Genomic DNA, 26,097 nt, shown 5'->3' on the forward strand with positions numbered 1-26,097 from the left:
TGTACTGTAGGCCGTAAAGGAGGCGATTCACTGATGAAAGGAATTTTATTCGCGCTCGCCGGAGGGTTTTTCCTGACGTTCCAAAGCGCCGCCAATGCGGTCATCAGCCAGCAGACCGGAACATGGCAGGCCGCCACGCTGACGCAATTCACCGGTTTTCTCGCTGCGGTGGCCATCGTGCTCGTCCTGAGAGATACCTCGTACCGGCAGCTGAATCAAATCTCCCCGCTTTACGCATCCGGCGGCACGCTGGCCGCGTTCGTCCTGTTCAGCAACATGACCGCGGTCCATTTGATGGGCGTGACGATGACCATCGGCATTTTCCTCGTGGCGCAGCTCCTGTCAGCCGTCGTCATCGACAGCAGGGGCTGGCTGGATATGCCGAAAAAGAAAATCGGGCGCCCTCAGATCGCCGGTCTCGTGCTGATGATCGCGGGAGTCATTGTCCTGAAGTGGTAAGGAGGAAACGAAATGGATGAACGGATCAACTCGAGCCTCGACCGGTTCAGCCTCGGGAACCTGTTCCCGGAACACGTCCGGCAGGAGATGCGGCTGGAGACATATAAAGGCGGAGAACGCCTGTTTTCGCAAGGGGATGAAGCGCACGCCCTTTACTTGCTCATCGAGGGAAAAATCAAGATCTCGATGCTGTCACCGGAAGGCAAGCGGCTGATCCTGGCGTTCAAAACGCCGTTCGACCTGGTCGGCGATATCGAGTACATCCGGGAATGCCCGCTGATCAATACGGTGGAAGCTGTCACCGATCTCACGGCAATCCGGATTCCGTACACGGTCCTCCGGCAAGAGATGGCGGACAATCCCGCCTGGCTGCAGTTCCTCCTTGAGACGATCACGCGGAAATTCGAGCTCAAAACCCACGTAATGAACTTCAATCTCCTGTACCCTGTCGATGTCCGCATCGCGAGTTACTTGCTTTCCATGACGCCGAATAAACCCGTCATCGATTCCACACCGCTTGTCGACATGGCGGATCTGATCGGCACAAGCTACCGCCATTTGAACCGCGTGCTGGAACAATTCGAACAGGCGGGTTGGATCTCGAAAAAACGCGGAAAGATCACCATCCACAACCGGGCGGCCCTGCTGGAGCAGGCCGGCCACAATATTTACGAATAGGAGCGGATCCCATGGCAATCGGAATCCTTCTTGCACTGGCGGGCGGCATGTTCGTCGCCCTGCAGAATACATTCAATGCAAACGTGAAAAAACGGGTCAGCATCTGGTCCACGACGGCACTTGTGCTCGGACTGGGCTTCATCGCCTCGTTCGCCGCTGGCCTTTTATCCGAAGGAACCGCCCTGTTCCGTTTCACAGCGGAACCGTGGTTCTGGTTCAGCGGGCTTGTCGGCATCGGCGTGGTCGTCTGTGTGACGCAAGGAGTCCAGATGCTCGGGCCGAGCAGCGCCATCTCCCTCGTCATGGTCTCTCAAATCTTCTTCGGCCTGATGTGGGATACGCTCGGCTGGCTCGGACTGCAGCAAGTTCCGTTCACTTGGCAGTCCCTCATCGGCGTCCTGATGATCAGCGGCGGTGTGGTGCTGTTCCAGCTCGGACCGTCCCGAAGCCGGAAGCGCGCTGCATTCCCTGCCTTCCGGAAGGGATCCGCCCCCGCACCTTCTTCCAGGAACTGAAACAGGACTGTCCGGAGGAACCGGCTCTACTCCTCCGGCAAGTACCGGTACTGGAAATCTCCCACGGGAGTTTCAGCGATCAGCACACCCGCGAATTCCCCTTTAGGGTTCGGTGAATAAATCGCGGTGCCGACACGGAGCGCGCCGGCCGAAAACTCGTCCGCGCCTTTCGGGTCGTCCGCTTTCTCCTGGATTTCGCCGATCAAGTATTTTTTGCCGGACTCGATTTCGTTTTCCCCGATGAATTCTTCCGGGGTCCGGGTATACAGGCGGCCATCGTATTTGATGAAGTCCCGCGGCAGCTGAAGCTCCGACAAGTCTTCTTCCGTTATTTTCGTTTCATTCAGCACATCGGTGGAGCTGCCGGTCACCGCCGTCAGAACAGGATCCGCTGTTTCACTCCGGCCGAACCAGATCTTGCGCCCGTCGTCGATCTTGACGATCTGCGCTTCCTGCTCACCGATGAACACTTGGTCCGTATCCGCCGGCAGGAGGCCGCAGTACAGGTACGGTTTATCGACTCCGGCATACACCGACCATTGCGCGTTGCAGTCGTCCGCCCTTGCCCAATTCCAGCCATCCTCCGTTTGGTCGAACCACGACACATTGTAGGTCTCCTTGCCATCTTCTTTCCGCCAGAACACCGCATATCCGCCGTCGGCTTGTTCATGGAGTGTGACAAGGAAGTTATTTTCCGGAATTCCAAGCTGCTCGATGTGCGCCTCGTACGCTTCTTCCAGCGTGCCGGGTCCGCCGCAAGCGGCAAGGAAGATCGCCGCTGTCAAAAGTGAGACCAAATTCTTCATGTGGACAGCCCCCTTGCTCAGGATGTCGTTTAAATTGAATATTGTTACTATTTTTACTTTACCATACATTCATTGCTTGCCATTAAACTGCATAAAAAAAGAAAGTGCGGTTTCGGCACTCTCTTTCACTCCTGCTATTTGCGTCTCTGCACTTGGTCGTGATGACCGGTCGTCAAATCGGTCCGTCTTTTTCTCCGTTTCATTAAATACACAGTACCGGCAATCAGAAGACCGAGCGATACAACGACTATTGCGATTACGACTAAAAGGAATAACAATGTATCCATTCTATCTCCTCCCCAATCGTCTCCTTACTCAATACCCGAAAGGTCTCCGGTCTTAACCCAACTGCTTTTTCGGTTTGGTTTCTGAGTGCTCAGCCCAATCGTGTAATACGCCAAGCAATCATTTCCCGCTCCATGAAAAAAAGCGCCACTGCAGCGGGCGCTCACGCTTCATTCATTGCTGGCGGTAATGACTTTTCCACGCTCTCAGCCAATCCCCAATCACTTGTTTCAGCTCGTCATCGACCGGCTCTTTGATCTGCTTCTTATAATCGTTCATGATGCTGCTGATGGACGGGTCCTTATCCGTTTTCCGGAGGATGTGCGTCATATCCGGAATAAGCCGCGCTTCGCACGGTCCGCTGACGAGTCCGCAAATGCCTTGGACTTGTTCGGGTTTCACCTGGACATCCTTCTGGCCGGTGACGGCGAGCACCGGGCACGTCACATCCGGCAAATAATCCCGCACGTCGTACTGTCCGTGCTCCCGGTTCCATTTCGCGTTGATTTTCTGGCCCTTGAACCGCATGACCGGTTCATCACTCGATAAAAGCTTTTCCGCCATTTGCGTGTTCATTTTCTCGATTTTCTGGTCGACTTTCAAAAGCCGTAGAATAAACCCTTGGAATCCGGTCTTTGTCTGCATGTCCTCTTTCATCTGCGCCCGCTGCCAGGCAGTTGTATCACCGAGCGGCTCTGCAGTCCCGGCAATCAGGATCATGCCTTGCACATTCTGCCGTTTATTGACCGCAGGAGCAATGAGGGCGCCTTCACTGTGGCCGAGCAGAATGAGGCCATTTTCGTCGATGGCGGGATGGGAGGCTGCAAACTGCACGACGCGCTCCACATCATCGATCAAATCGAACAGCCCCGCGCTGTAGAAATCCCCTTCGCTTTTCCCGACCCCGCGCTTGTCATAGCGCACCGTAGCGAATCCGAGCGACGCGGCCAAGTCACCCAATTCCTTGTAGGCATTGATCGGCAGCCGTTTGGCGTTGCCGTTCCGGTCGATGTCGCCGCTGCCGTGCACAAAAACGACAGCCGGGAAAGGTCCCGCGCCCTCCTTCGGAAGTGTCAGCGTACCCGCAAGCGCCGCAGCGCCTTCAATCCGTATTTCCTGTTCTGTGAACATCATTTCCCTTCGCCCTTCCCTGGTATGATGATTGTGCTGATCGTCCGCTGCCGCCGCTTGTTTCCCGGCTTATTGCCGGTCAGTTTGGCCATGACGCTGCGGTACTCCCGGATCCAGTCTTCGAATTCCTCATCCGTCGCAAACACACTGGCCGTCCGGAAACTGACGCCGTCCCGGATGAAGTCTTTGTCCGGCTGTGACAAATAACGCTGGTATTCAGCCTGCAGGTAAGCGGTGAACGCGGTGAAATACTTCATGTTCTCTTCGTCGGAAATGGTCGAGATATCGGCACTCGGTGTCTGGAAAAGCTGCTGCGATAAGCTGTAGCTGTTTTTCACTGTTCCCCTGATCTGTTCCTGGTGCCGGATTTCCAGTATTCCGGCTTCTTTCAGTTTATTGACATGACGGTAAAGGGTCGCCGGCGGGATATCGTCCAACTGCTGTTCCATTTCCTGCACGGTCAGTGTCAATTCCGGCATCAGCGTCTGGACGATCCGCATCCGCACCGGGTGGAGAAGAAGATCCAGCTGGCTGTCCATATCATCGCCTCCTTTCATAAGAGTGGCAGGTCTTTAGAGAAAGTATAACTTCTTTTATTATCAAAATCAATAATGATACTATTCAAACCACAAACCGCTTCCGGTCGGGAGCGGAAAAATTTGTCTGGAATCCGCCCTTCTGGTACTGTATCAGCAAGGAACGAACAGGAGGAGAACATGTGGAAATGATTTCAATGAACGGAAAGACCGCCATTGTGACAGGCGGAAACAGCGGTATCGGATTCGAAGCGGCTAAAGCTTTTGCGGGTCGCGGGTTTCGTGTCTTATTGGCGGTCAGGCGGATCGGCAAAGGCCATGACGCCGTGGCCCGCATTCAGGAAAACCACCCGGATGCGCGCGTCGATGTGCAGGAACTGGACATCGCCGACCTTTCAAGCATCCGGGCATTTGCGGAACACGTCAGCACCCGATACGAGAAACTGGATCTTCTCGTCAACAATGCCGGCGTGATGACGCCGCCTCTTTCACAGACCGCGGATGGCTTCGAGCTGCAGTTCGGCAGCAACCATCTCGGCCATTTCGCGCTCACCGGCATGCTTCTGCCGCTGCTGAAGAACACGCCGGACTCGCGCGTGGTGACGATCAGCAGTCTCGCCCACCGGAATGCTTCCATCGATTTCGATAATCTGGACGGGGCGGACGGCTATAGACCGATGCAGTTCTACGGTCAGAGCAAACTCGCGAATCTGCTGTTCGCAAAGGAACTGGACAGGCGGCTTAAAGCGCACGGACTGGAGACGATCAGCATCGCCTGCCACCCAGGCATTTCCGCGACGAACCTGTTCAAGATCGGACAGAAAGACGCGCCGGAATTCCTGAAGAAACTGGCCGGGAAACTGCTCCAGACACCGGAAATGGGAGCGCTGCCGACCATTTACGCAGCGACGGCCCCGAACCTGACAGGCGGCGAATACATCGGTCCCGATGGCAAAGGGCAGCGGAAAGGCTATCCGACGCTGGAGCGGCCGGACCCTGCGGCGCTGGATGAAAAGACGGCGGAGCGGCTGTGGAATGTCTCGGAGGAAATGACGGGCGTCGTGTATGATTTTTCTTAAGTAAGATGTTGGTGTGTTTACTTGTTTTATTCTGAAGTGGAAATATTGCAGGTGCTTGTGAGAACGGACAGGAAACGCATGGGTACTGCCCCTTCTCCAGCATTTCCATAAGATGCGGGACATGAAAAATGCTGCCTGCTCATTTAGGAGGAGGATAGGATGAAAACTCATATATTGATCGGTATCCTGCTTTTCCTTACTGCTTGCTCGATGAACAAGGAGGAACTGACCGTCACCGGGGAGATTACAAAAATAAGCGAAGAAGAAAAGGAAATATGGATCGGCCGCAATCCGTTATATGTAGATGAACCTGAGGAGTTCGAGTTAGGCGAAGTCGTACGGATCACGTACTCGGCACCTGAAACGGATACTGATGTATGGGACCAGCCGGAATATGAAGTCATCCATGTCGAGCGGTTGCCGAATGATTTATATACTGATTTGCGGGAAACCGCCTGGGCATACCTGCCGGGCGATATTAAAGAAGAAATAGCAGCCTCTGCAAGAACGGATGCTCATATAGAAACCGGCATCAGTAACGCCAGCGATCCTTATGCTGAATTGGATAGCCTGGAGTATGACAATCAGGAAGTTTGGGAAGTGTTTTATGATTCCCCGAATTTTATCCAACCGTATAAAGTTTTGATAGACCAAGGAAGCTTAGAAGCTATCGGCCTTCGCCGGCCCGAAAACTAAAAATGCAGTTGGCGGGACAAGGAGGGGATTTCCCTGAATAGGTTCTGTTCTCTCTCGCAAAATAGGTAAGTCACTATCAAAAATGACTTCTAAATCGCAGTTGGATTGAGATTTAAGAACTGATTATCAATCCTATTTACTGGGAATTCACTCCAACCGACAAAGATTATAACAAAGTAGACCTGCTGTAAATCACCGTGCAATTTCCAGGCATAATACTTTGGGAAAAGGAAGATGAATTGGCGACCATATAAATTTATCGTCGAATTTTACTGGAGAGTTTCATAATTATCCCCACCACATAACTGTTACAAAAAATGCCCAAGCCGAGGCACTGGGCGCTACTATAAAAAATATTAACAAATAGAACATACGACTTTTTTCAGCGGCGCCTTGTTTCTTGAACAAACGAAGCAGTAAGAAACCCGCTATCAAGTATAAAAAAATGCCGAGCACTGTCATTCCAGTCAGGTAATAAACAGGATGAATGGGCACGGAGTTTTCACTTAAAAAGTAAGCCGTCTCTTGCCCGAAAAAACATAAAACGGTAGCCAGCAAGAAGACCACAATCAAGCTGATTTGGTTATTTCTCATCAAAGAACCTCTCTCTTATATTAAGTAATCAAGCTTTTTTAGTGACTATGTTAAGCAATTCTATTGGATAAAGGGATAAAATGTATCCCTAAACTTTATCGCGCTCCGATTACGTAAGGATTCATTAATCTGTTCTCCATAAAATTTTCCTACTTCAATTCACTCCGTTTATCACTTGGTGAAATTGTATATATCCCATATCTAAACAATGCAATATGCAAGTGGCACATCAACGGTTCGTTTGAACTTCTGACTAACTTAAATGTAACTCAATTACGCTCAAGTTACTCCAGCTCCAATTAATCCAGCTCTTGGACCCCTTTACCTACTACACTCCTTTTGGCCAGATCAATAAATACAACCAGATTTCCAGTTGTAGCGGTGGCTGTGTTATTGAATACAACCAAATAAATCTCTTCTTCATCATAGTTAGAGTCGATTTTGGATTGGATTTCAGGAGATACCGCTTTTTTAATTACTACAGAATCTTTAGGACTCGTTGGAATAAGCTCTTGCTCCTTGTCAGAAAGACTATTGAACGCAATCATTTCAATTGGCAGTTCTTTTTCAGCAGACATAGGAGAACATGCTGTTAACATGGCAAGAAAAAAATTGAAAACTATTATTTTCCTCATAGAAATCCTCTCCATAGCTTTAAGCAGGAATTATTTGAAGTGGAATTTATCCAAAGGTTCGATGCCGTTTACTTGCCACTTAAATTTTTTACCTCTATCGCTGCTGTTTGTGGAGGACTAGAATATATGAACGCCGGACTGTGCTTAACGTGGATTTGTTGCCCCCCTTCCAGCTTGGAAATCGTCGAGTGATCTATCTCCTCCAAGGTGAAAACGATTCCATCCCCTTTATATTTTCCCCATAACTCTTCCCAAGATAGTTGTAACTCCTCTTCACTTAAACCGGGAACGACCCAGACTGATGAATCGGATACAGAAAGTACATGTCCCGTTGTTTCAGTGTTAGTTCCCTTCTTTTCTTCCATTTCACTTAGTTTATTTTCAATGAGACGGGAAATGTCCATTCCCTCACCGAAAGACAGTCCTACTGCACCGTCCGAATTACTGATCGTGATGGTTCCCCGAAAGTCATTGGGGTCATCCGTGCCCAGGTAAAAGATTCCACCGCCTGCGCCTAAATTGACATCTTCACCTTGCTTCTCTGCCTTACTATAAGTCATATCCAAACTTGCATAGTAGTAATTTTCTTCTCCAATTTCAACAGGTGTTACCCACCCGGTACCATTGACACCGACTGATTGGTGTCCCATTTGAATTTTGCCTTCCATTGAAATGTCTGCAGAATCTTCTTTAATGGTTACATTTAGACTAATGGATGTGTTTTTGCGAGTCAGCTCAATCCCGTTCAGGTTCAAAACCTTCTCTATATCAGTATCAGGCGCAGATGGTGAGCTTCCGGGAAGTACAAATGGAACATTCGGATCAAGAGGTCCCTTGAGTTGGATTATATGCTTATTAAGCGAATCGGCGGGTCCGTCAGAGTGGAAAATTCCTTCCTTCGAATTTCTTTCTTCGTCAACTTTTATCTCTTGGCTGAACAAGTAGCCAGTAAAGCTGACGAAACAAAAAATGAATACTGCTGTAAGGACACGATGAAACCCTTCATTTTTGGGACTCTGTTCTTTTCTAATCTGTCGGAACACTTTTCTTTTTTGTTCTTCGTTAAATCGCTTTTCACGGAATATGGTCTTATTTGCTGTCTTTCGCAACTTCTCCAGTTTATCCTCCATCAGAACCCCCTCCCTTCCAGTATCGTCTTCAGTCTATTTTTCCCCCGGCGCATCCTGGTTTTGATGGTATTCTCTTGAAGACTCAATAATTGGCTGATCTCAGGAATTGTTAAGTTCTGATAATAGTACAAGAGCAAAACTTCTCTGTATTTTACAGGCAGCTTGAAAATGTGCCCCAGTAATGCCTCTTCCTCACTTCTGCTGACAGCAAGCTGTTCAGGAGAAGGAGTTTCAGAACGGGAAAGATTGAAAAATCGGGTTCCCATGACCACTCTTTTCTGCCAAGAGCTTTTCAGGATATCTTTACATCGGTTGATCGTTATGCGATAAATCCATGCTTTGAATGACTTGATTTCCGAATATGTGTGACGCTGCTGAAATACTGTGACAAACACTTCCTGTACCACGTCCTGAGCCATTTCCCAATCTTTTAAATAAGTAAAAGCAAGTCTAGTCAGCGATTCTCCGTAGTCATCCATTACGACTTCCAGCCATTCTTCAGCACTTTTACTGTCCGAAATGTTTTCAGTTCTGTCGGGTATATCCATCCTTCCCCTCCTTTCTCCGGGCACGAGTTATAGTATCGCTAAGACGAATCGGAAGCATTATTAGTTTCAGTTTGATATGAATAAAAAATAGCCATATAAGAATTCCCGTTTATTTGTAACTGGTTCCGTTTCCTCTCGCAAACTGAGTATATTTAAATGGTTAATTTTATTTTTAATTAGTATGATTTCAGATAGACCTGATTGGAAACCTACTGCTTTAGCAATAAGAGTGTCAGGAACCATAACCTGCACAAAAGGCGCCGATTTCAGCACATTCATTTTCTTTTTCTAACCATTCTTTAAATTGCTGTTAATAGACGTATAAACTTTCTTCTAATGCTGTCATTTGGTTTTCCATTCCAGTTCTTTTGAATTTTGCTATACCTCTTATACTGTTCGAACGATATTTCTTAAGTTAATTCAATTCCATTTCCGACATTCCTGCATCCTCAAGGACCTCTTCTCTCTTGTATTTCCCATTTTTGTCCGATTTTTCATATAATTCAACCTTCCTATGGTAAAATGAAATTGACTCATCAAAATTGGCACCGGTAAACTGAGTAAGTATAAAAATGACACGGTTTAGTAATACCTTTCCTCTTTTGTGTTAAGACTGCATACTCACTTTAAATCTTAGGAACAGTAAAAATACACTTAGTTTTACCCAGATTTAAATAACGTGTTATTACTTTTCGTCAGCCGATCGCTAGTACCTTATATAAAGAATTGAAGATGGTTCAAATGAATGGGAGGGAGTAAATAAGGACCAGATTCCGTAATTTGCTATTCAAGTTTTTAGGCACACTATTCAGAAGATGGGAATTGGTGTTTTCCAGTACGGACGTGCAGCAGAATTTTGAGATGATTGAAAAGCTTAAAACAAGCGGGGTAGATTACCGCATAAAAATCTTAAACTTCGGCGGGGGTGTTGGAGGAGCTGAAGGCTATAATACCGTCTATCATATATACGTTCGTAAAGGTGAAGGAATTCAAGCAAGCAATTCCATTCACCACTCTCGGAAGAGCCGTTAGTTTCCTCATCTTATTCCACAAAAACGCCACCTTTCTTTTAGTATTTAAAGAAAGGTAGCGCACCCTGAGAGGACATTGAAATATTCTGTTCAGTTTCCTAACTTGATGGCTATCGGACGGCTTCTTCAATCATTTCATTAACTCCGCCGTGACGACAAGCCGGTCTTCGTAATTGCCCGTCTCTTCAACAAAATCCCCCGTGCAGGTGATCAATATCAGCTGACTGCTGAATGCGTAATCAAAAATCCTGTCAACCGGAGAGCCGGATGTCTTGTATTGTTCGACGGAAGTAACCCGGTAGGTCAGCTGTTTCCCGTCTTTTCCTTCAATCACAATTTCATCATCCGGCACAAGGTCCGGCAGCTGATAGAAGACGGCGGGACCGGTACCGGAATCGACATGGCCGGCCATGATCGCATTTCCCCGTTCTCCGGGCCGGGCGCCAGAAGTCAGCCAGCCGACTTCATCCGTGTTTACCGGCACATCCATCTGGCCATTCGGCAGCACACCGACATCAATGATGTTGGCGTCGATACCGATTGCGCTGATCCGGATCCGCTCCGCATCCAGCACCGTCCTTTCCTCTTTGATCACCCTTCCTTCAGCTGATGGTGCCGGCTCTTCCTTCAGCCGGGCAGGTCGCGGCGCATCATCCGATTTCGATGGTTCCGTACTCTTTTCGACTTCCGCTGCGGCAATCTCCGGTCCGGCTTCTGAAGCGCAGCCGGCCAAGAGGAAAATCGCCAGAGTCATCGTCAGCAGCTTCATCTTAACCGGCCTCCCTTCTTACCCTTCGTTTTTCGCTTCGCGGCGTCTAACGGCCAGCAGGCTCACCGCACCAAGCGCCATCAGGCTGACAGCGATTTCTGCCGCATAGTCTCCTTCATCGGCCATTCCGCCCATGCCGGTTTTCGGCATTTCTGTCGGCATTTCCGCTTCGAATTTTTCCGGAAACTGATCGACGATCGCGCTGGAAAGGACAGTGCCAACACCGAACATATGCGCGTAGGCTTCCCGGATCGCCGAGTAAGCAGCAGCATAATCCTTTTCAGTGTAGCTGTTGAACGCGGTTAGCAGTTCTTCGACGTGCATGTCAAGGGCCGCTTCCACATCTTCCGCTTTCAGCCGTCCGTCTGTCGCGGCTTCGAGGAATGCCGCCTGTTCCGCTTTATATTCCTCAAGCGCCGCAATTGCCGCTTCTTTCGCCGCTTCATCACCGGCGGCAGTTGCCGTTACATAATCGACGAAGTAACCGATATGGCTGCTCCAGATATCCTTGAACTGCTGGGCTGCTTCCTCGCCATAAACCGAACCGATGGCGGCGGACAGGTCATCCGTATTCGCAGTCAGTGCCGCGGCTGCAGCTTCGAAGTCGGGCGCTCCGTCGATCCCCTTCTGCATGGCGGAAATTGCCAGCGCCGCATGCTCAGACAGGAGATAATTCAAGTCCGCGCGGAGATCGGCTGCCAGTGTGTCCACGCTGGTATTCCCGAATTTTTCAGGGAACTGGTCCGTAATCGCCCAGGCAAGCCCTTTGCCGAATCCAAACATATGATGCAGCGAGTGACGCAGGTTCTCATACGTCTTATCGAAGTCTTCCATCGTATAATTCTCAAACGCCCAAATGAGCTGGTCGATATGCATCTGAAGCCCTTCTTCAAGTTCAGATGCTTTCAGCCGGCCTTCTGTCGCCGTTTCAAGGAACGCTGCCTGCTCCGCTTTGTATTCTGCGAGATTCGCCAGCGCCGCTTCTTTCGCCGCCTCGTCACCGGCCGCGGAAGCTGTCACATAATCCACGAAATAGCCGATGTGACTGCTCCAGATTTCCTTGAATTGCTGGCCGGCCTCTTCCCCATAGACGGAAGCGACAGCAGCCGACAAATCATCCGTATTCGCTTGGAGTGCGGCTGCCGATTCTTCGAAATCTGCTGCGCCGTCGATTCCTTTCTGCATCGTGATGACCGCGAGGTAAGCATGTTCCGACAGTAACGCGTCAAGTGCCGCACGCAGGTCCGACGCCGGTGTCGAGACAGCCGGTGTTTCATGCTTCTCCCCGTTATGCGCGCTAACAGTCAGCGCCGCACCTGACATGAGCAAAGAAAAACTGAGCGGCATGGCAACAAATGTCTTTTTCCAATTCATTGTGAATCTCTCCTTTTCGTCTGTTGTAATTGACTTCATAGATGAAACGGAGAGGGTTCCATTTTAGATCACAAATTTCTAAAAAAACAAAAAAACTTTTGTCTGCCAATCAGCCCCTTTCTGAAAATCGGTGAAAAAATCCGCCGTTCCGCCTGATGATCAGGGGAACAGCGGATTCTCTTTTAAAGCGGTGCGCTCAGGACGACTTCCCCTTCCGGAAGTTCATTGCCATAGCGCGGTTCCAGTGTGATCGCGACCGTATCCCAGCTGTCGAGGTTTTCACCGAATGTGAAATATGCGGTGCTTTCCCCGCCTTCCGCCGGAGAAAGGTAACCGGCAGGCATCGGATCGCCGTCAGCAATCAGCCAGACCTGGTACACTTGCTCCCCGCTGAGCGATTCGAGTTCTGATGTCTCTACGGCCAGTGTCAGTTCCCCATCCTCGCCTTCGATGATGGAGGCTTCTCCTGCTCCATTGAAGGCGCCGGCCGGCTCAAGAGCCACCGAACGGATTTCTTCTTCCTGCACGGCTTCTCCTCCGTTAAGCGCGAGGAAAGCGTAGCCATTACCGAGGAGCGACAGGACGAGCGCGGCTGCCAGACCGTATTTCGTCCAGCTGCGCTGAACTGGCCTTTCTGTCGTTCCGTCCTGCCTGTTCAGCACAATCGTCTCTTCTGGAGTCGTCCCTGTTTCATCTTCATCAGCGAACACAGCTGACAGAATCCGCCCTTTCATCTCGGCCGGCGGCGCCGTCATTTCCGCTAAATATGGAAGATCCCCTGTCATTTCAATCACTTCCCGGCAGTCTGCGCATGCAAGCAGATGCGCTTCGAATTTGTCTCTCTCTTCAGGAGCCATTGATCCTTCCAAATAATCAACAAGCAGTTCACAGTCCTGATTCTTCATGTGCAGCCCCCCTTTCCTGCAGATGGTGAAGGGACTTTTTCAATTTCCCCAGCGCGAGCCGTATTCTGCTTTTCACCGTACCGAGCGGAACACCGCTCATTTCCGCTATCGTCTCATGGGTGTATCCTTTAAAATAGAACAGTTGGATCATTTCCCGCTGCTCAGCCGACAGCTTCAAGACGGCCGCTTCGATCTGCTTTCTCTTTTCTTGCCATTCCACTTCTTCGATTACCGACGCATCTCCGTTTACAAGTTCCCCGGCTTCCTCAAGCGGCACGGCAGCCTGTTTCCGCTTCCGGAGTAAATCAAGGGCTGTATTCCGAGTCATCGTGAACAGCCACGAAGAAAACGTTCCTTTTCCTTCGTCAAAAACGCCGGTTCCCTTCCATAACTTAATAAAGACTTCCTGCAAGGCTTCTTCGGCCAGCTCACGGTCTGCTGTCATTTTCACTAAAAATGAAAACAGAATCCTTTCGTATCGGTCATACAACTGCTCAAGCGCTGCCCGGTCCCTTGCCTGAATCTGTGAATAAAGCTGAGTATCCGAAATTTTCTCCATTGCACGTCCCCTTCTCAGATTCGTCTGCTTCTGCCTTAACTAAACGAAGCGGTTCAGTATTTAGATTACTTGTAACCTTCGGGGTTGAACAGCTTTTTCTATGTAGCAAGGGAGAGACGATGCTTCTATTCCGTTTTTAAAGGGAAAAGCAGAATAGATAATTGCTGCTGGAATTATTTTTTTGCCAGAAAGAAAAACGAGCAACCTTAAATACTGTGCTCGTTTTCTAATTTTGTATATTTAAAAATCTAGAGACTTCCTACTTAGACCATTTGATAATAAAAGGCCATAAAATCATAATGAAACCAGAAACTGTTAACGATTGGCAGCCGACCCGTGCCGGACAAACCGATCGGCCACTAACAGAATGGTATCTCTTCCAATGAGGTCGCACTTCGCTACGGGTAAACCGCGCTAAATGCTTGGAGGCATAGGCGGTTTGCTTTTTCATGAAAAAGTAAAGGCTAACGCGAGTACGGTCACCATCAACATCGAGAAGTTGATCATTAGACCGAAAACATCGTGTCTCGCCATTTGCATCACCTCCCTTCCGATCCGGCGTGGCCATGTCGGGAAGCGAGAAATGCAACCGCCTATAGTATCCGCTTTTGCTGCCACTTAAGAATAACTTAGTCGGTTTCTTTTCTAAGGAGCAGCTCTCCCTAGTCCATCCCACATTTTAATTTTGCAGCAATAACCACGTTGAAATGCACGGTTCGAGGCTGATTAATCGTGCAATACAGCTCCCTATAATCCGGTTTTGCATAATCCCATTAATAAGCCATTGCCATGTCCAAACTTGAATCGATATCTATTAATGTATTCAATTTCAATTAGTAGCGATATTGAGAATTTCCTCAATGATATTCTCCATTTCCTGTTCACCGCAGATCCGAAGAAAATGATCAGCTTCATCAGCTGTCGGGCAGGCGGCAGCTTCTTTCCGTTGCCGGTTCAGCACCTCTCCGAAAGATGAAGCGGTCCTTAAAATGGCTGTAGTTCGCTGACTGCTCGCTACTCTTTCAGCTAAAATGGTGTCCGGGATATCGAAGTAAACAAGGATTGTCTCAAATCCGCAGTCACGGAGATATCGGAGCAGGGTCAGGCGGTCTTGCTGGTTTCGGTTCGAGTTGCACAAAATAAGGTGGCACGCTGTCTCATTGATTGCATAGTCGACGATTGTTTTTGTGAGAGCGTACTTGATTGTGTTCGGGCCCTCGGCAGGCAGTAATTTAGCGTAATTTGTATGGAGAAATTCGCCATGGTTGTCTTGGTCAATGACGACTGAATTGGCCAATCGTTTTTCTAAAGCTTTCGCAAATGTCGTTTTCCCGCTATGGGTTTTGCCCACAGTAAGGATCGCTGCTCTTTTCATTTTTACAACTCCATTTGAAATCAAGTCCAAGATCAACGGGGCTTGCCGACTGAAAAACCTTCAAACAAGCGGCCGCCGTGCGGCTTTAAGACGTGGTCGGCTAAATCGATGATCCCGTGCTTTTCATTTTTCCGGTAAAAGTCATCAAACGCCGCTGTGAAAATACTGGCGAATTCAGCGTCGTACCGCTTCATTGCCCTGACAATCCACTTGGAGGCGCCGATCCACTGGCCGTTCGTCCGGAGTACAAATTCGCTGAGGAGTTCCGCCAATGTGTTTGCGATGAACAGCTGTTCCGCCCGATCCTTACTTCCTTCAAAATCATCCAAGGCATCGGTGATAAAGTACCGTTTCAAACGGATTGTTTCGGCATTCCACTTTTCCGGCCCCCTCGCCAGCAAGTCCCGGGCTTCTTGCCGGATCACCTCAAGTTCTCCATCATCTTTAATCACGGTGCCTTCTGCCACCATACGCGGCAAGGAAGGTCTGGCCCGTTTAATATCGTCCTCAAAATACGTTTTATAGGAATCGAAATTATGGACGAAGGCTTCGACCGGCCAGCCGAAATCAATAAAAGATTCCCGGTAAGAGGCGGCTATCTTCCGGTCGAAAATGACCAAATCGAGATCAGACGTCTCCGTCGCTTCCCCGCGGACAGTGCTGCCGGCCAGGATTGCGCAGTCGCAGTCGGGGAAATAGGCTGCTAGGATACGTTTTGCTGCATCGGCTGCCGGATATTTTTCATAAGCCATTAAGCTGTCCCCTTCTTTCTGTCCTCTCCATATATTGTTCTCTTATGGAAGTATGAATATGTTCGGTCACCTGTTGTGGACGTATTCCACTTGTAGGAATCCGTCTTTCAAAAGCAGGATCATCGAATGCAGCCAGGCACATATCGGTCTTCCTGAAGCACCAGTCGCCGTCCCGTTCTCCCCGTCCGCGGAGCCGCTCATGAATCACTTCTTTCGATGCAGTGAGACAATAGTGGACTGTGTCAGGATCGATCTGCCGGAACCCTTCCTGAATGAAAGTGAAAATCTCTTTGTCAGCAAGGGTCATCGGCACAATCAGATGCCGTCCGTACTCGGCCTTTAACTGTCGAGCCATTTCTACAACAAGCACTTTCCAAAGCTTCAAGTCCTGAAAATTATCCGTTTGCTCCGACGGCCGCTTTAATGTGTCCGGGATGATTTCCCTAAGCATGAACCCGACGGTCTCTGGATCGAATAGCATGCTGTTATCTATTTTAGGCAGCAGCTCATTCGCCACAGTCGTTTTTCCGACGCCGAACGCGCCGTTGATCATGATGATCATTATGTTCCTCCTGTTTCTAATGCAATCTCATTTTACAACGGGCCGGGGCACTCTCCGCACCCAATCACGGATAAAGCGTTCCTGATGCGAATTCAGTTTCGGCAGCTCATTACGGGAAAAGAACCGGTGCTCGTGGCTTTCGTCCGTGTCATGGATCAACTCTCCGGAAAATTTCTCTGTGTGGAAGATGATTTGAACGCTGAAAACCTGATCGCCATTCTCGTATTCCGCAAAGCCCGCTTCTCCGGAATACAGACCGAACAGCTGCAGGTCGTCCGTCTCCAAGCCTGTCTCTTCCATCGTCTCCCGCAGAGCAGTCCCGATGAAGGTTTCACCGGGTTCCATGACGCCGCCCGGGATTCCCCACACATCTTTGTCCTTCCGGTGCTGCAGCAAAATCCGTCCGTCCTGTTCGATGATGATGCCGCAGCCGATGGTCATGAGAAGCTCATTGCCGATCAGTTTGCGCATCGTCTGTATGTAATTCATCGGTTCGATGGCTGTTCACCTGCCCATTTTTCAATAGTTTTCCGGTACAGTTCGAACCGCTTCCAGACGGTCGGCACGATTGAACCCGCCGCATTCATTTCATCGAGTTCTCTGAGCGTAACAAGCCGCGCATCGCATACTTCCCCGGTTTGAAGGGAAAGGCTTTCCAGTTTAATCGGCTCAGCACTTTTCCATATGTAACTGTCGAGAAAGTGCGTTTCCCGCTTTAATTCTCCCAGGAATTGAAGCTCATCGGGAGCGGCAATTAAACTAGTCTCTTCTTCAAGTTCCCGGAGCGCCCCTTCTTTGCTGGTCTCACCGCGGGTGATCGAGCCGCCTGTAAACTCCCAGGACAGCGGACTGGTCTTCACGGGATCCCGCTGCGTCACCAATAGCCGTCCATCCGGATTAATTGTATAGATTTCAACGACCACGTGGTAATCGCCTGGTGTCAGCTGATCGCCGCGGCTATGGAATTGGCCGGTATCCCTTCTGTTCTCATCCACTACGTTCCAAATCTCCAAAATGTACACCCTTTCCTATCGCGCGGTTCTGGATATCCTATACAAAACATGTCTTTTGAGAGAGCTGCCAGCCCCGATTTTCGGGTGGTCGAACTCTTTGATTTTTGTCATGCCGATCCTTCTCATGACGGTCTCCGAAGGGGCATTAACACAAGCTGTAAACGAGTAAACTTCAGTCAAATTCAAGCGTTCGAATGCAAAATCGAGACAAGCCTTAGCGCCTTCGACGGCGTAACCTTGCTTCCAGTACTTTTTATCCAGTCGCCAACCGATTTCAACGACACCTTGAAAGTCCACGTCCAGCTTCACTTCGAGCAATCCGATGAACCCGATGAATTCGCCATCTTCCTTTCGTTCAACCGCCCAGATGCCAAACCCTTTTTCATCATGGTGGTCTTCAAAACGCTGAATCAGCAAATCGGATTCCTTCCTTGTCAAAACATCCGGAAAATATTTCATCACTTCAGCATCAGCATTCAACGATGCAAATAAATCCCGGTCAGACTCTTTCCATCTCCTGAAACCCAATCGTTCGGATTCAAAAACATAACCGTTCTTCATTGGAACACTCCTGCAAATATTTTGTTTTCAGCAAATTTTTCAAACCCTTTTCAACCGCCTCGAGTATGTACTGCCCTATTATAGCTGCAGGTGAAGAAAAGATGCTATCGCTTATACAGACTGATTTAGGCAGAGATAGTTCCCGCGGGGTTTTTCACTTAACAAGGTGCCTTGGCGTCTTCCGGCTGATTCCCCCCTAAACTAATAAGAGCCCACCCCTGTCTGGGATGAGCTTGTGAATCAATTCAGTTACTTTGCCACCGATTGCTTCAGGTTGTTCAACTCGCTGGAGAGTTCGTCGAACCACTCTTTATCGCCTGTCACAAGAGCCAGGTCGATCAAAAACAAGAGCTGCCCCCGGTCTTTCGTCTGTGTCGCAGGTGCCGGCTCCACGGCGCGGAGAGGCAGCCGGATCGTCTGACCGGCCAGCTGGTCGATATCGCTCACCGCGACGGTCACGGTCACTTGTTCTTCGAGGATATCCAAATCTTCCACAAATCCGATCAGCAGTTCGCCATTCATCAGTTTTCCCTTGACCCAATCACCAATTTGCAGGAATGTGTTCTTTTCGAAGTTCATGTGATGACCCCCACTTTAATCAGTTTTTTATCGGTCGCGTGGCTGGATGTTATGTTAGCAATTGCCGTCGATGCCGCAGGATTGGCCGGCAAACAGGACTTGAGGTCTCTGTTTTTTCGCTTCTTCATCGATCAGCTGCTCGATCGTCTCTTTGGAATGCAGTCCCGCAATGGCGGTTTCGCCGATCACGAACGTCGGCACCGCAGTGATATCCGCTTCTTCATAAGCATGATCGAGGGCTTTCTGGTGGGCTTCTTCATACTGGCGCGTTTCCAGCGCCTTCCGGTATTCCGCCTCATCGAGTCCGATTTCTCCCGCCAGCCGGGTCAGCACATCGATGTTGCCGATATCCTCTTGTTCCTGGAAAAAGGCTTTCATCATCCGGTTGTTATAGGCGGTCGCCTTCCCATGTTCTTTCGCATACTGGAAACCTTCGAATGCCAGATGGGTATGCGGCTGCGGGGAGACATTGGGCAGGACGATATCGATGCCCATGCTTTTCGCTATCGGATAGACCGACTGTTCCCACGTGGACTGCAGGTAATCGCCTTCGGGTCTCAGTGTTTCATTCGGATAGGGCCGCAGTTCGAACGGCATCCATTCCACGTCGACGTCTTTTCCTTCGATCGCTTCCTGAAGCGGCTGTTCTGCCAGGAAACAGAACGGGCAGACATAATCGGAATATACCTTCACTTTTACCGTCATCGCAAAAACCGCCTTCCTAATTCTTTATCTGTAATTTTTTTCATTACAATTAGTATAAAAATAAATCCTTATTTGCCGTCAGGCTGAATCCCCGGATGGCTGCTGCCTGATGAAATCGACCACTTCTTTAATGGTGTATGCCTTCAAATACTCGCCCAAGTGTTCTTCAGCACCCAGGAAAATCCGGAACAGCACATGCTGCATATTAGCGCCGACCACACAGTGGCCGTTGGCTTCCGGACATTTGGGCTGCAGCGCACCATCGGAAGTGATTTTATAAATATCCCATAAAGAAACTTCGTCGGGATTCAGATCAAAAATGAATCCGCCGCCCGTTCCTTCCTTCGTTTTAATATAGCTGTTCTTGCGCAGCAGGCTTAACACCGTCCGGACGCGGACAGGGTGAACAGATGCACTTTTGGCGATCATATCGCTTGTCGCCATTCGGTCCGGCTGCAGTGTGAGAAACGCCAGACTGTGGACGGCGAGCGTAAAATTGCTGTTCATATCCTGCCTCCTTCCGGTCCTCGATGTTATACTGTAATTATATATGTTACAGATGAAGTGGGCAACCATTCTGCTTCAGTGGCCGGTTCAAAAATCATAGCTCCGTTTCCCGCTACTCCCCGCCTGCTGAAATCCGGAGCTGGGCACTTTCCAGTCCGGTTCGTTCTTTCAGTTCCTCCGACAGTGAAACGGTCAGTTCCTCCCCTTCCGGAACATCCGAAAAGACGTATGTGACGCCGCTGTTCACGGTGCCATCCGTCATGATCATGTCGTCGGGCTCCTGACTTGTCTCGACTACATGCTCATGGAAATTCCCGCTGATCTTCCCTTTGCCGAAGACTTCGGGCGGCAGTACGGTGAACGGCGCCTGCTTCTGCACGACCGTGACTTTCGCTGTGCTGCCATCAAGTTCGACTTGCCCATTTGCCGGCACCGCTTCCCCGTTGACAGTCAACCCATACGTCCACTGGCTTTTCGCAAATTCAGCGAGTTCGCTTTCATTGAGTGTGGCCGTCAGGCTCTGCAGCTGCTCCCTGTATAGGGCCGCTTCCTCCTTCGTATACTTCAAATCGAGTTCGAGAGAATCAGCCGTTTCCTGCAGGGCAGCTAATCGCTCTTCCAGCTCTTTAATGTCTTGTTCCTGTGCCGCGACCGTCTCCTCGAGCGGATTGATTTCATCCGCTTGTGCGGAACTGTCGTCAGCGCTCTCATCTGCACAGCCTGTCAGCAAAACGCCCGTCAGTAAAATAGCTGCAGCACCCCATTTGTTTATGACCATTTCATATCCCCCTTCGTGATGCGTTTTTTTATTCTCTTTAATCCCTGGACGTCCGGTCTGCAGCTCTAGATCCTGCCGAAAGACCGGAGAGTCCGCAGATTTTCCACTGTCAGCCGGCCCCGCCATTCCTCTTTAGCGATTTCCCATTCCTGTTCAAACTGCCCCCATGACCAAGTCGGGTCCCAATAGCCTGCCGGGTGCTGCTGCCGGATCAGAAATTCGATGTTTTGAGGAATGCTTTTCTTGAACAGTTCATAAAATTCAGACGCAGGAGATTGGGCGACTTGCAGCGGGAGCAGACAATAAGCGTTCCATTCTGCCGGATCTGTGGTGACGCTCGCAGCCGCCATCTCTCTCAGTTTACCAGAAATCCGTTTGCGGTCTTTTTCGGGCAGCTGGTCCGCCAGCCGAATAAAACACAGCAATTCATGGTGATCATATGCTTCCAAATTGTTGATATAGCAGATGGCATATTCCGTCAGCCGTTCCAGCAGCTCCGCTGGCACAAGATGGCTGTACCGATGGAAATAGCCGATGAGTTCAGCGCTCGGGTTCCCCCATGGCCAGTCCTCGCTATAATTCCACCAAGGTGCTCTTGGTGCTGTTTCCACTTCTCTCGGCATGATCTGCCAGCCCTTTTTGTCTTCATCATATGTATTAAGCAAATAAGAGATGGTTCGGTTGACCATTTCTTCGGAAGCATCCGCCTCCACCTCCGTCAAAACCTGCAGCGCCACCGATGTCGCCAGTGCAGACGAAGCCTGACACCGGAAGTCCGGTTCCAAGCCGTTTCCGAATCCGCCATCCGGGTTCTGATAAGTGCCGAGTTCCGCCAGCACGGAAGAACGGCTTCCCGATTCGAACAAGTACTCGTACAGCGCCCGATCCAGCGGTCGGGCCCTGGTTCTCATAAAATGTGCCCCTTGTTTCAACGATTCTTCCATTCTCCCCATCTCCTGTCTTCCTGCTGCATTTCATTCCGGGTTCGTTTATTTTTCTGGTTTTGTGTCAATCCAATAACGAAGGATGACGTTCCCGTCTTCTTCGATGAAATCTTCATCAGCCAAGCCGCCGTTATTGAGGATCGTTTTTCTCGATGCTTCATTCCATTCATCACAGACGACCAGGGCGCGTTCGATCCCGAGCGCGTTCGCTTTTGCCAGTGACAGTTCAAGAAGCTTCGTCGCATAACCCAGCCGTCGTGCAGAAGGGCGGATGCCATATCCGATATGGCCTCCGTTATTAAAGAGCCGAGGTGTCAGACGGTGGCGGATATTGACGACGCCGATGACGTCTTTCTTTTCGTCCGCGAGCCAATAAGTCGAATCCGGCACCCAGCCTTCCGGGAGATTTTCTCCTGCTGCATTACTCTCTAAAAAACGGATCATGTCCTTGAAATCATCCGGGTCCCTTTTAATGACCCATGGCACCATGTCCTCACCGCTTTCTTTCCATTCCCGATAAAATGCGGCATACCCTTCTTTGTAATCGAACGAAGGTGCCACTAAAGATACGCTGCTGCCCACTGTTTCCCCCTCCTTTTCTCTTATGATTTATGCAAGCTATGCTGCTCCAGCAGCAGCTGACTTCCTGACTCCATTATACCTGTCCGGGATGGACCCGGCACTCAGGAAATAAAAAGAGACGGGAAGAGGGTAAACACTCCTCTTCCCGCCTTTGCATTTCTCAGCTTTTCGCTTCGAGTTCGGCTTTCAATTTTCGGTAACCGGTCTGGTGGCCGGTAACATCCGCCAATTCCTTCAGCTTATCCAGCAGGAGATCGCGGTCGATATCGTAGATGAAATCTTCCTTGACGTTCACGATGGTGTTTTCAGCAAAACACCAGATGGGTTCATGGAGCGAACGGTCGGCTGAAAAAGACAGCATCCGCAGGGCGGAAACGATTTCAATGATGATCGGCAAATCGTCCTTCGCGTAGTGGCGGATCATGCCGAATCCCCGGTACAGGGAATCCTCGAATTGCTGTTGCTGTGTAATCACCCGGACCTGTCCGTCCTGATCCGCCAAGTAAGGCGTGAACCGGATGTTTTTCTGGATGGTCTGCATGAGGTTTCCCAGCTGGTAGATGGCATTGATGGCTGACCGGGGATCTCCGCTGTTCATCGCTTTGATGGCGACTTCCGCCAGTTTGCTCATGGCGGAGTTGCTGTCCTGGATTTCCAGTTCTTTATTGCCGAACAGAAAGTATTTTTTGTACCCTTCCGGATCCAGTTCATCCGCTCCCGGGCCCCAGTAGGAAAACAGCGGATTATCGGCCAGTATGAAATGGCCGATTTTCTCGTGCATTTCCACAACGACATCGTCTTTTTGCGCCGCTTCGACCAGCCGGCGGAAATCGACCAGCTGCAAATAGCCGGCATGATCTGTCAGCACCGTCTTTTCGTTTGCTTTGAACCGCTCTTTCAAGTCGCCTGCCTCGTCGACTTTCAGTTTTTCCATGTCCTCCTGCACTGCGTTGTCAATGATCTCTTCAGAAAGCAAGCGCATATTCGACGTCACATTATGTACTTGCATCCAGTAAATCGAATGATTGATGAAAAACAGGAAGATGATCGCCGTGATGAACGTCAAAAGGACCGTCACAATCGGGACGAGCACAAAATCATCGTTTTGGTAATTGTTGATGAACAGAAATGTAACCAGTACGTAGATGAAGCTGCCGTTGAACAGGCTGACGTACAGCTGGGTCTGCCGGTCCGCGATATAGTCCTGCAGCATCCTCGGTGAGAATTGTCCGCTGAACGTCGTCAATACGACAAGCAGGATGTTGAGCGTGAATGCGCTGAGGAGAAGGACGGAGCTGATCAGCGTGCTGACGATGAGCCGTGTCGTGTCGTAGCTGAATGACAATATGCTGTCCGCCGGAATGAACTCGAACTGAAGATCGGCGAATATCGTCACGAGTGCCAGGACGATTGCCGCCAGGACCGATAAAAGCGGACGGAACCAGAGAGAAGCACTCAGTTCATGGTGACGCTGCCTCGGCGTCATCTGGATGTATTTCCGGATTTCCCTTGGTAAAAGCTTCACTTTCATTTATGCACCGCCTTTCCACAAAGAATCGATAGTATCCCTTACCCTCTATCCGCCGAATTATCCCTCTCTGGTTTCCGGCTGACGAATTTTGTCGTCCGGGTTTTAATTACCGATTTCTTTTTATTCTGAAAAATGGTAAGATACCTAGTAATTAAAGAGTGGTTTCTTTCAATTTTTCCGGTTTTTCTTTGTGAGTGGGTTGTCTGTCACATTTTCCTAGTTCCAAAACTGAATCGATTCTATCCATATTGAAGGGATGGACAATCTCATGAACCTACAACTTCTTTTAAACCGGATTCCGATGATTCACCCGCTGCCTGCCCAGGCAGCCGAAATTGAAATCACCGGTATCACCGATAATTCCAAACTGGCGGACAGCGGCAGCCTTTTCGTTGCCGTGAAAGGGTTTTGCGATGACGGCCATGAATATATCCGATCCGCGATCCAGCACGGTGCGGCAGCTATCGTCGGTGAACAGCCACAGCCCAGTCTTCCTGTCCCCTACATCCAAGTACCGGACAGCCGGAAGGCACTCGGACAAATCGCCGGGAACTTCTATGGTAACCCTTCCGGACGCAAGAAAGTCATCGGGGTCACCGGCACGAACGGAAAAACGACGACAAGCTTTTTACTGAAGCATATTTTCGAACAGAACGGCTATACATGTTCTCTCGTCGGCACGCTCCATATCGAAGTGAACGGGGAAATCCTTCCGAGCGGGAACACGACCCCGAACGCGCTTGTCCTGCACAAGCTGCTGGCCGAGAGCCGGGATGAAGTCGTCATCATGGAAGTGTCTTCCCACGGCCTTGTCCAGCACCGGCTGGAAGGGATCCAGTTCGATTGCTGCCTGTTCATGAATCTCCACCGCGATCATCTGGACTACCATGGAACGATGGAAGCATATTTCAAAAGCAAATCCATGCTTTTCGATAAACTGAAAAAGGATGGCACTGCCGTGGTGAACACCGACGATTACTGGGGAGAAAAACTCGCGGAAAATCTCGCGGGACGGGTGGACCGGCTGGTGACCATCGGCTCAAACGGCAGCAATGACCTGCACATCCTCGGATTCCGGAAAGGCGACTGCCTGCTCATTGAAGAGGATGGCGGACAGGCGGAGCTCTGTTCTCCGATGAAAGGGATGCACAACTTCTATAACACGGCGCTCGCTTACGCCGCTGCTAAATCGCAAGGCATACCGGCAGCCCGGATCCTGGATGTCCTGCCGGATTTCAAAGGCGTCAGCGGCCGCTTCGAAGTGACGGCGCTTCCGAACGGCGCGACGGCTGTCATCGATTACGCCCACACCGCCGATGCGCTGCACTACTGCCTGACCACCGCCAAAGCGCAAGGTGCCGGCCGGCTGATCCACGTATTCGGTTTCCGAGGCAACCGGGATGAAGGGAAACGAGCGGATATGCTGGAGGTGTCCGCGAAAATCAGTGATCTCTATATCCTGACTTCCGATGACCTGAATTCGGAAACGGCGGAGGATATGCTGAAGTCATTGGAAGTGCTGAATAACGAATTCGGCAATGAAAAAGGGATGATCATTCCTGACCGGAGCCTGGCCATCCAGCGGGCGCTGGAAATCAGCAACGCCGGTGACTGGATCGTCATCACCGGAAAAGGCCACGAAAGCTACAAGCAGCGCTTCCAGCTCGGGACGAACTCCGACCGGGAAACGGTCCGGTCGATATCAGGATTACCCTCATAAAGATAACTGACCGGCAGGCTCATCGGTTTTGAGCCTGCCGGTTCACGTGCAAAAACCAAAAATCCTTAAGGCCTTAAGGACAAATGCACTTGCCGTGTTTTCAATTGAACTCTTTTTGATCAGCTGATCAGCGTCATCGGAAAGAACAGCCAGCGATCATCCACATAAGAAACGGCGAAAAAGCTAACCAAAATTCCAGCCCCGAACCAAGCGGCGAACTGCAACCCATTCTTTATTGGCTTAATGGAGCTGCCGATAGCCAGCAGGAAAAGGATGAGCACGAAAGCGATAGTCAGCTGCCCATAGCTGAAACCCGCGAGCATGCTGAAGATATACAGACTGCCAACAGCCAGCCAATAAGGTTTAGGGTTCCCGGTACTGACTGCTACAATCGTGGCAATAAATGAAACCATCAAGGACGCGACAGCGATAAGTGTCAACATGATATGCATGCGCTCCTCCCCCTACTATTTCGGTTCGACGGTCATTCGTTCACTGGTCCGAGGGCCGGCAGGAGAATGAATCACGGTTTCGGAGCCGGTCATATCGCCCTCCTCGTCGACCATAACCGTCGTGTCGGTGTCAAACGGCAAATTGAAGACATCGTACAGCACAATCAGCAGCAGGAAAACCATGATCACCAGCAAGTCTCGATTGGACGATTCCTTCTCTTTCTCCAGTTTCATTTTTTGGCGGTACAGCTTCTGGACTTTCGCTTGATCTGCCGGTCTCATCTGACTCCCTCCCCCTTCTGCTCT

33 protein-coding genes are annotated in these 26,097 nt (G+C 50.0%); 6 read left to right on the top strand and 27 right to left on the bottom strand.

Annotated elements, in window-relative coordinates; all coding sequences use genetic code 11:
* Positions 1–33: 33 nt before the first annotated feature.
* The 3 genes from CCE92_RS07755 to CCE92_RS07765 are packed head-to-tail and all read left to right on the top strand — an operon-like array spanning position 34 to position 1,652.
* Positions 34–459, top strand: a complete 426-nt coding sequence (locus CCE92_RS07755) for a DMT family transporter (RefSeq protein ID WP_088006947.1) — start codon at positions 34–36, stop codon at positions 457–459.
* A gap of 12 nt (positions 460–471) precedes the next feature.
* Entirely contained in the window at positions 472–1,137 is a 666-nt protein-coding gene (locus tag CCE92_RS07760; protein ID WP_088006948.1) for a Crp/Fnr family transcriptional regulator, read from the top strand.
* An 11-nt stretch (positions 1,138–1,148) separates the two neighbouring features.
* Positions 1,149–1,652: a DMT family transporter gene (locus tag CCE92_RS07765; protein WP_088006949.1), complete on the top strand. Its 504-nt coding sequence runs from the start codon at positions 1,149–1,151 to the stop codon at positions 1,650–1,652.
* A 26-nt stretch (positions 1,653–1,678) separates the two neighbouring features.
* On the opposite strand, the gene CCE92_RS07770 is transcribed toward CCE92_RS07765, so the two are convergent.
* The 4 genes from CCE92_RS07770 to CCE92_RS07780 all read right to left on the bottom strand — a co-directional run bounded on the left by CCE92_RS07770 (position 1,679) and on the right by CCE92_RS07780 (position 4,413).
* The gene (locus CCE92_RS07770; protein ID WP_088006950.1) at positions 1,679–2,458 is read right to left on the bottom strand and encodes a hypothetical protein; all 780 of its coding nucleotides are present in this window, start codon (positions 2,456–2,458) and stop codon (positions 1,679–1,681) included.
* A 134-nt stretch (positions 2,459–2,592) separates the two neighbouring features.
* On the bottom strand, positions 2,593–2,745 hold the full coding sequence (locus CCE92_RS15840) for a hypothetical protein (protein ID WP_155522831.1): 153 nt from the start codon (positions 2,743–2,745) through the stop codon (positions 2,593–2,595).
* Positions 2,746–2,917: 172 nt separating this feature from the next.
* A complete protein-coding gene (locus tag CCE92_RS07775) occupies positions 2,918–3,877 on the bottom strand; it encodes an alpha/beta hydrolase (protein WP_088006951.1) in 960 nt (319 codons plus the stop codon).
* Positions 3,874–4,413 (bottom strand): helix-turn-helix domain-containing protein, encoded by a 540-nt coding sequence (locus CCE92_RS07780; protein ID WP_162287835.1) that lies wholly within the window; start codon positions 4,411–4,413, stop codon positions 3,874–3,876. The genes CCE92_RS07775 and CCE92_RS07780 overlap by 4 nt, the downstream gene beginning before the upstream one ends.
* A gap of 185 nt (positions 4,414–4,598) precedes the next feature.
* Here CCE92_RS07780 and CCE92_RS07785 point away from each other — a divergent pair, with 185 nt between their 5' ends.
* Entirely contained in the window at positions 4,599–5,489 is an 891-nt protein-coding gene (locus CCE92_RS07785) for an oxidoreductase (RefSeq protein ID WP_088007017.1), read from the top strand.
* 159 nt (positions 5,490–5,648) lie between these two features.
* The gene (locus CCE92_RS07790; protein ID WP_088006953.1) at positions 5,649–6,185 is read left to right on the top strand and encodes a hypothetical protein; all 537 of its coding nucleotides are present in this window, start codon (positions 5,649–5,651) and stop codon (positions 6,183–6,185) included.
* A 288-nt stretch (positions 6,186–6,473) separates the two neighbouring features.
* Here the strand turns inward: CCE92_RS07790 and CCE92_RS07795 are convergent, their stop codons facing one another.
* From CCE92_RS07795 to CCE92_RS07895, 21 genes are all read right to left on the bottom strand, one after another.
* A complete protein-coding gene (locus CCE92_RS07795; protein WP_088006954.1) occupies positions 6,474–6,779 on the bottom strand; it encodes a hypothetical protein in 306 nt (101 codons plus the stop codon).
* A gap of 299 nt (positions 6,780–7,078) precedes the next feature.
* Positions 7,079–7,414 carry a hypothetical protein gene (locus CCE92_RS07800; RefSeq protein ID WP_088006955.1) on the bottom strand — a complete coding sequence of 112 codons (336 nt, stop codon included), beginning with the start codon at positions 7,412–7,414 and terminating at the stop codon, positions 7,079–7,081.
* Between the two features lie 68 nt (positions 7,415–7,482).
* Positions 7,483–8,544, bottom strand: coding sequence for a DUF3221 domain-containing protein (locus CCE92_RS07805; protein WP_088006956.1), 1,062 nt, complete (start codon positions 8,542–8,544; stop codon positions 7,483–7,485).
* Entirely contained in the window at positions 8,544–9,092 is a 549-nt protein-coding gene (locus tag CCE92_RS07810; RefSeq protein ID WP_088006957.1) for a sigma-70 family RNA polymerase sigma factor, read from the bottom strand. Before CCE92_RS07810 ends, CCE92_RS07805 begins: the two co-directional genes overlap by 1 nt.
* Before the next feature lie 1,161 nt (positions 9,093–10,253).
* Positions 10,254–10,892, bottom strand: coding sequence for a class F sortase (locus CCE92_RS07815; RefSeq protein WP_088006958.1), 639 nt, complete (start codon positions 10,890–10,892; stop codon positions 10,254–10,256).
* An 18-nt stretch (positions 10,893–10,910) separates the two neighbouring features.
* Positions 10,911–12,266, bottom strand: a complete 1,356-nt coding sequence (locus CCE92_RS07820) for a copper amine oxidase (protein ID WP_088006959.1) — start codon at positions 12,264–12,266, stop codon at positions 10,911–10,913.
* A gap of 182 nt (positions 12,267–12,448) precedes the next feature.
* Positions 12,449–13,171, bottom strand: a complete 723-nt coding sequence (locus tag CCE92_RS07825) for an anti-sigma factor (RefSeq protein ID WP_088006960.1) — start codon at positions 13,169–13,171, stop codon at positions 12,449–12,451.
* Entirely contained in the window at positions 13,152–13,730 is a 579-nt protein-coding gene (locus CCE92_RS07830) for an RNA polymerase sigma factor (protein WP_088006961.1), read from the bottom strand. The genes CCE92_RS07825 and CCE92_RS07830 overlap by 20 nt, the downstream gene beginning before the upstream one ends.
* An 829-nt stretch (positions 13,731–14,559) precedes the next feature.
* Entirely contained in the window at positions 14,560–15,105 is a 546-nt protein-coding gene (locus CCE92_RS07835) for an AAA family ATPase (protein WP_088006962.1), read from the bottom strand.
* A 32-nt stretch (positions 15,106–15,137) separates the two neighbouring features.
* Positions 15,138–15,857 (bottom strand): nucleotidyltransferase domain-containing protein, encoded by a 720-nt coding sequence (locus CCE92_RS07840; protein WP_088006963.1) that lies wholly within the window; start codon positions 15,855–15,857, stop codon positions 15,138–15,140.
* Positions 15,847–16,419 carry an AAA family ATPase gene (locus CCE92_RS07845; RefSeq protein WP_088006964.1) on the bottom strand — a complete coding sequence of 191 codons (573 nt, stop codon included), beginning with the start codon at positions 16,417–16,419 and terminating at the stop codon, positions 15,847–15,849. Before CCE92_RS07845 ends, CCE92_RS07840 begins: the two co-directional genes overlap by 11 nt.
* Before the next feature lie 27 nt (positions 16,420–16,446).
* Complete coding sequence (locus CCE92_RS07850; protein ID WP_088006965.1) at positions 16,447–16,908, bottom strand: NUDIX hydrolase; 462 nt, start codon at positions 16,906–16,908, stop codon at positions 16,447–16,449.
* The gene (locus tag CCE92_RS07855; protein ID WP_162287836.1) at positions 16,905–17,432 is read right to left on the bottom strand and encodes an NUDIX hydrolase; all 528 of its coding nucleotides are present in this window, start codon (positions 17,430–17,432) and stop codon (positions 16,905–16,907) included. Before CCE92_RS07855 ends, CCE92_RS07850 begins: the two co-directional genes overlap by 4 nt.
* Before the next feature lie 15 nt (positions 17,433–17,447).
* The gene (locus CCE92_RS07860; RefSeq protein WP_088006967.1) at positions 17,448–17,993 is read right to left on the bottom strand and encodes a GNAT family N-acetyltransferase; all 546 of its coding nucleotides are present in this window, start codon (positions 17,991–17,993) and stop codon (positions 17,448–17,450) included.
* Between the two features lie 249 nt (positions 17,994–18,242).
* Complete coding sequence (locus tag CCE92_RS07865) at positions 18,243–18,572, bottom strand: IDEAL domain-containing protein (RefSeq protein ID WP_088006968.1); 330 nt, start codon at positions 18,570–18,572, stop codon at positions 18,243–18,245.
* A gap of 54 nt (positions 18,573–18,626) precedes the next feature.
* Complete coding sequence (locus CCE92_RS07870) at positions 18,627–19,277, bottom strand: DsbA family oxidoreductase (protein ID WP_088006969.1); 651 nt, start codon at positions 19,275–19,277, stop codon at positions 18,627–18,629.
* Positions 19,278–19,355: 78 nt separating this feature from the next.
* Positions 19,356–19,784 (bottom strand): Rrf2 family transcriptional regulator, encoded by a 429-nt coding sequence (locus CCE92_RS07875; RefSeq protein WP_088006970.1) that lies wholly within the window; start codon positions 19,782–19,784, stop codon positions 19,356–19,358.
* 112 nt (positions 19,785–19,896) lie between these two features.
* Positions 19,897–20,562, bottom strand: coding sequence for a hypothetical protein (locus tag CCE92_RS07880; protein ID WP_088006971.1), 666 nt, complete (start codon positions 20,560–20,562; stop codon positions 19,897–19,899).
* Positions 20,563–20,627: 65 nt separating this feature from the next.
* On the bottom strand, positions 20,628–21,473 hold the full coding sequence (locus CCE92_RS07885) for a hypothetical protein (RefSeq protein WP_241535922.1): 846 nt from the start codon (positions 21,471–21,473) through the stop codon (positions 20,628–20,630).
* A gap of 78 nt (positions 21,474–21,551) precedes the next feature.
* Positions 21,552–22,088 carry a GNAT family N-acetyltransferase gene (locus CCE92_RS07890; protein ID WP_088006973.1) on the bottom strand — a complete coding sequence of 179 codons (537 nt, stop codon included), beginning with the start codon at positions 22,086–22,088 and terminating at the stop codon, positions 21,552–21,554.
* A 160-nt stretch (positions 22,089–22,248) separates the two neighbouring features.
* Complete coding sequence (locus CCE92_RS07895; protein WP_088006974.1) at positions 22,249–23,619, bottom strand: DUF2254 domain-containing protein; 1,371 nt, start codon at positions 23,617–23,619, stop codon at positions 22,249–22,251.
* 268 nt (positions 23,620–23,887) lie between these two features.
* Between CCE92_RS07895 and CCE92_RS07900 the strand changes: the two genes are divergently transcribed.
* A complete protein-coding gene (locus CCE92_RS07900; protein ID WP_088007018.1) occupies positions 23,888–25,339 on the top strand; it encodes a UDP-N-acetylmuramoyl-L-alanyl-D-glutamate--2,6-diaminopimelate ligase in 1,452 nt (483 codons plus the stop codon).
* A 119-nt stretch (positions 25,340–25,458) separates the two neighbouring features.
* On the opposite strand, the gene CCE92_RS07905 is transcribed toward CCE92_RS07900, so the two are convergent.
* Both CCE92_RS07905 and CCE92_RS07910 read right to left on the bottom strand, forming a co-directional pair.
* The gene (locus CCE92_RS07905) at positions 25,459–25,791 is read right to left on the bottom strand and encodes a hypothetical protein (RefSeq protein WP_088006975.1); all 333 of its coding nucleotides are present in this window, start codon (positions 25,789–25,791) and stop codon (positions 25,459–25,461) included.
* A 15-nt stretch (positions 25,792–25,806) separates the two neighbouring features.
* On the bottom strand, positions 25,807–26,073 hold the full coding sequence (locus CCE92_RS07910; protein ID WP_088006976.1) for a hypothetical protein: 267 nt from the start codon (positions 26,071–26,073) through the stop codon (positions 25,807–25,809).
* Positions 26,074–26,097 lie beyond the last annotated feature (24 nt).

Source organism: Indiicoccus explosivorum (assembly GCF_002167005.1).
GTDB classification, from domain to species: domain Bacteria; phylum Bacillota; class Bacilli; order Bacillales_A; family Planococcaceae; genus Indiicoccus; species Indiicoccus explosivorum.

Coding starts and splice junctions, on each gene's coding strand:
- CCE92_RS07885 (WP_241535922.1), bottom strand. CDS start 21,473: ATGAGAACCAGGGCCCGACCGCTGGATCGGGCGCTGTACGAGTACTTG.
- CCE92_RS07815 (WP_088006958.1), bottom strand. CDS start 10,892: ATGAAGCTGCTGACGATGACTCTGGCGATTTTCCTCTTGGCCGGCTGC.
- CCE92_RS07905 (WP_088006975.1), bottom strand. CDS start 25,791: ATGCATATCATGTTGACACTTATCGCTGTCGCGTCCTTGATGGTTTCA.
- CCE92_RS07825 (WP_088006960.1), bottom strand. CDS start 13,171: ATGAAGAATCAGGACTGTGAACTGCTTGTTGATTATTTGGAAGGATCA.
- CCE92_RS07900 (WP_088007018.1), top strand. CDS start 23,888: ATGAACCTACAACTTCTTTTAAACCGGATTCCGATGATTCACCCGCTG.
- CCE92_RS07770 (WP_088006950.1), bottom strand. CDS start 2,458: ATGAAGAATTTGGTCTCACTTTTGACAGCGGCGATCTTCCTTGCCGCT.
- CCE92_RS07790 (WP_088006953.1), top strand. CDS start 5,649: ATGAAAACTCATATATTGATCGGTATCCTGCTTTTCCTTACTGCTTGC.
- CCE92_RS07860 (WP_088006967.1), bottom strand. CDS start 17,993: ATGAAGAACGGTTATGTTTTTGAATCCGAACGATTGGGTTTCAGGAGA.
- CCE92_RS07880 (WP_088006971.1), bottom strand. CDS start 20,562: ATGGTCATAAACAAATGGGGTGCTGCAGCTATTTTACTGACGGGCGTT.
- CCE92_RS07845 (WP_088006964.1), bottom strand. CDS start 16,419: ATGATCATCATGATCAACGGCGCGTTCGGCGTCGGAAAAACGACTGTG.
- CCE92_RS07780 (WP_162287835.1), bottom strand. CDS start 4,413: ATGGACAGCCAGCTGGATCTTCTTCTCCACCCGGTGCGGATGCGGATC.
- CCE92_RS07895 (WP_088006974.1), bottom strand. CDS start 23,619: ATGAAAGTGAAGCTTTTACCAAGGGAAATCCGGAAATACATCCAGATG.
- CCE92_RS07875 (WP_088006970.1), bottom strand. CDS start 19,784: ATGAACAGCAATTTTACGCTCGCCGTCCACAGTCTGGCGTTTCTCACA.
- CCE92_RS07820 (WP_088006959.1), bottom strand. CDS start 12,266: ATGAATTGGAAAAAGACATTTGTTGCCATGCCGCTCAGTTTTTCTTTG.
- CCE92_RS07775 (WP_088006951.1), bottom strand. CDS start 3,877: ATGATGTTCACAGAACAGGAAATACGGATTGAAGGCGCTGCGGCGCTT.
- CCE92_RS07810 (WP_088006957.1), bottom strand. CDS start 9,092: ATGGATATACCCGACAGAACTGAAAACATTTCGGACAGTAAAAGTGCT.
- CCE92_RS07850 (WP_088006965.1), bottom strand. CDS start 16,908: ATGAATTACATACAGACGATGCGCAAACTGATCGGCAATGAGCTTCTC.
- CCE92_RS07795 (WP_088006954.1), bottom strand. CDS start 6,779: ATGAGAAATAACCAAATCAGCTTGATTGTGGTCTTCTTGCTGGCTACC.
- CCE92_RS07805 (WP_088006956.1), bottom strand. CDS start 8,544: ATGGAGGATAAACTGGAGAAGTTGCGAAAGACAGCAAATAAGACCATA.
- CCE92_RS07765 (WP_088006949.1), top strand. CDS start 1,149: ATGGCAATCGGAATCCTTCTTGCACTGGCGGGCGGCATGTTCGTCGCC.
- CCE92_RS07800 (WP_088006955.1), bottom strand. CDS start 7,414: ATGAGGAAAATAATAGTTTTCAATTTTTTTCTTGCCATGTTAACAGCA.
- CCE92_RS07865 (WP_088006968.1), bottom strand. CDS start 18,572: ATGAACTTCGAAAAGAACACATTCCTGCAAATTGGTGATTGGGTCAAG.
- CCE92_RS07830 (WP_088006961.1), bottom strand. CDS start 13,730: ATGGAGAAAATTTCGGATACTCAGCTTTATTCACAGATTCAGGCAAGG.
- CCE92_RS07870 (WP_088006969.1), bottom strand. CDS start 19,277: ATGACGGTAAAAGTGAAGGTATATTCCGATTATGTCTGCCCGTTCTGT.
- CCE92_RS07840 (WP_088006963.1), bottom strand. CDS start 15,857: ATGGCTTATGAAAAATATCCGGCAGCCGATGCAGCAAAACGTATCCTA.
- CCE92_RS15840 (WP_155522831.1), bottom strand. CDS start 2,745: ATGGATACATTGTTATTCCTTTTAGTCGTAATCGCAATAGTCGTTGTA.
- CCE92_RS07835 (WP_088006962.1), bottom strand. CDS start 15,105: ATGAAAAGAGCAGCGATCCTTACTGTGGGCAAAACCCATAGCGGGAAA.
- CCE92_RS07760 (WP_088006948.1), top strand. CDS start 472: ATGGATGAACGGATCAACTCGAGCCTCGACCGGTTCAGCCTCGGGAAC.
- CCE92_RS07910 (WP_088006976.1), bottom strand. CDS start 26,073: ATGAGACCGGCAGATCAAGCGAAAGTCCAGAAGCTGTACCGCCAAAAA.
- CCE92_RS07755 (WP_088006947.1), top strand. CDS start 34: ATGAAAGGAATTTTATTCGCGCTCGCCGGAGGGTTTTTCCTGACGTTC.
- CCE92_RS07785 (WP_088007017.1), top strand. CDS start 4,599: ATGATTTCAATGAACGGAAAGACCGCCATTGTGACAGGCGGAAACAGC.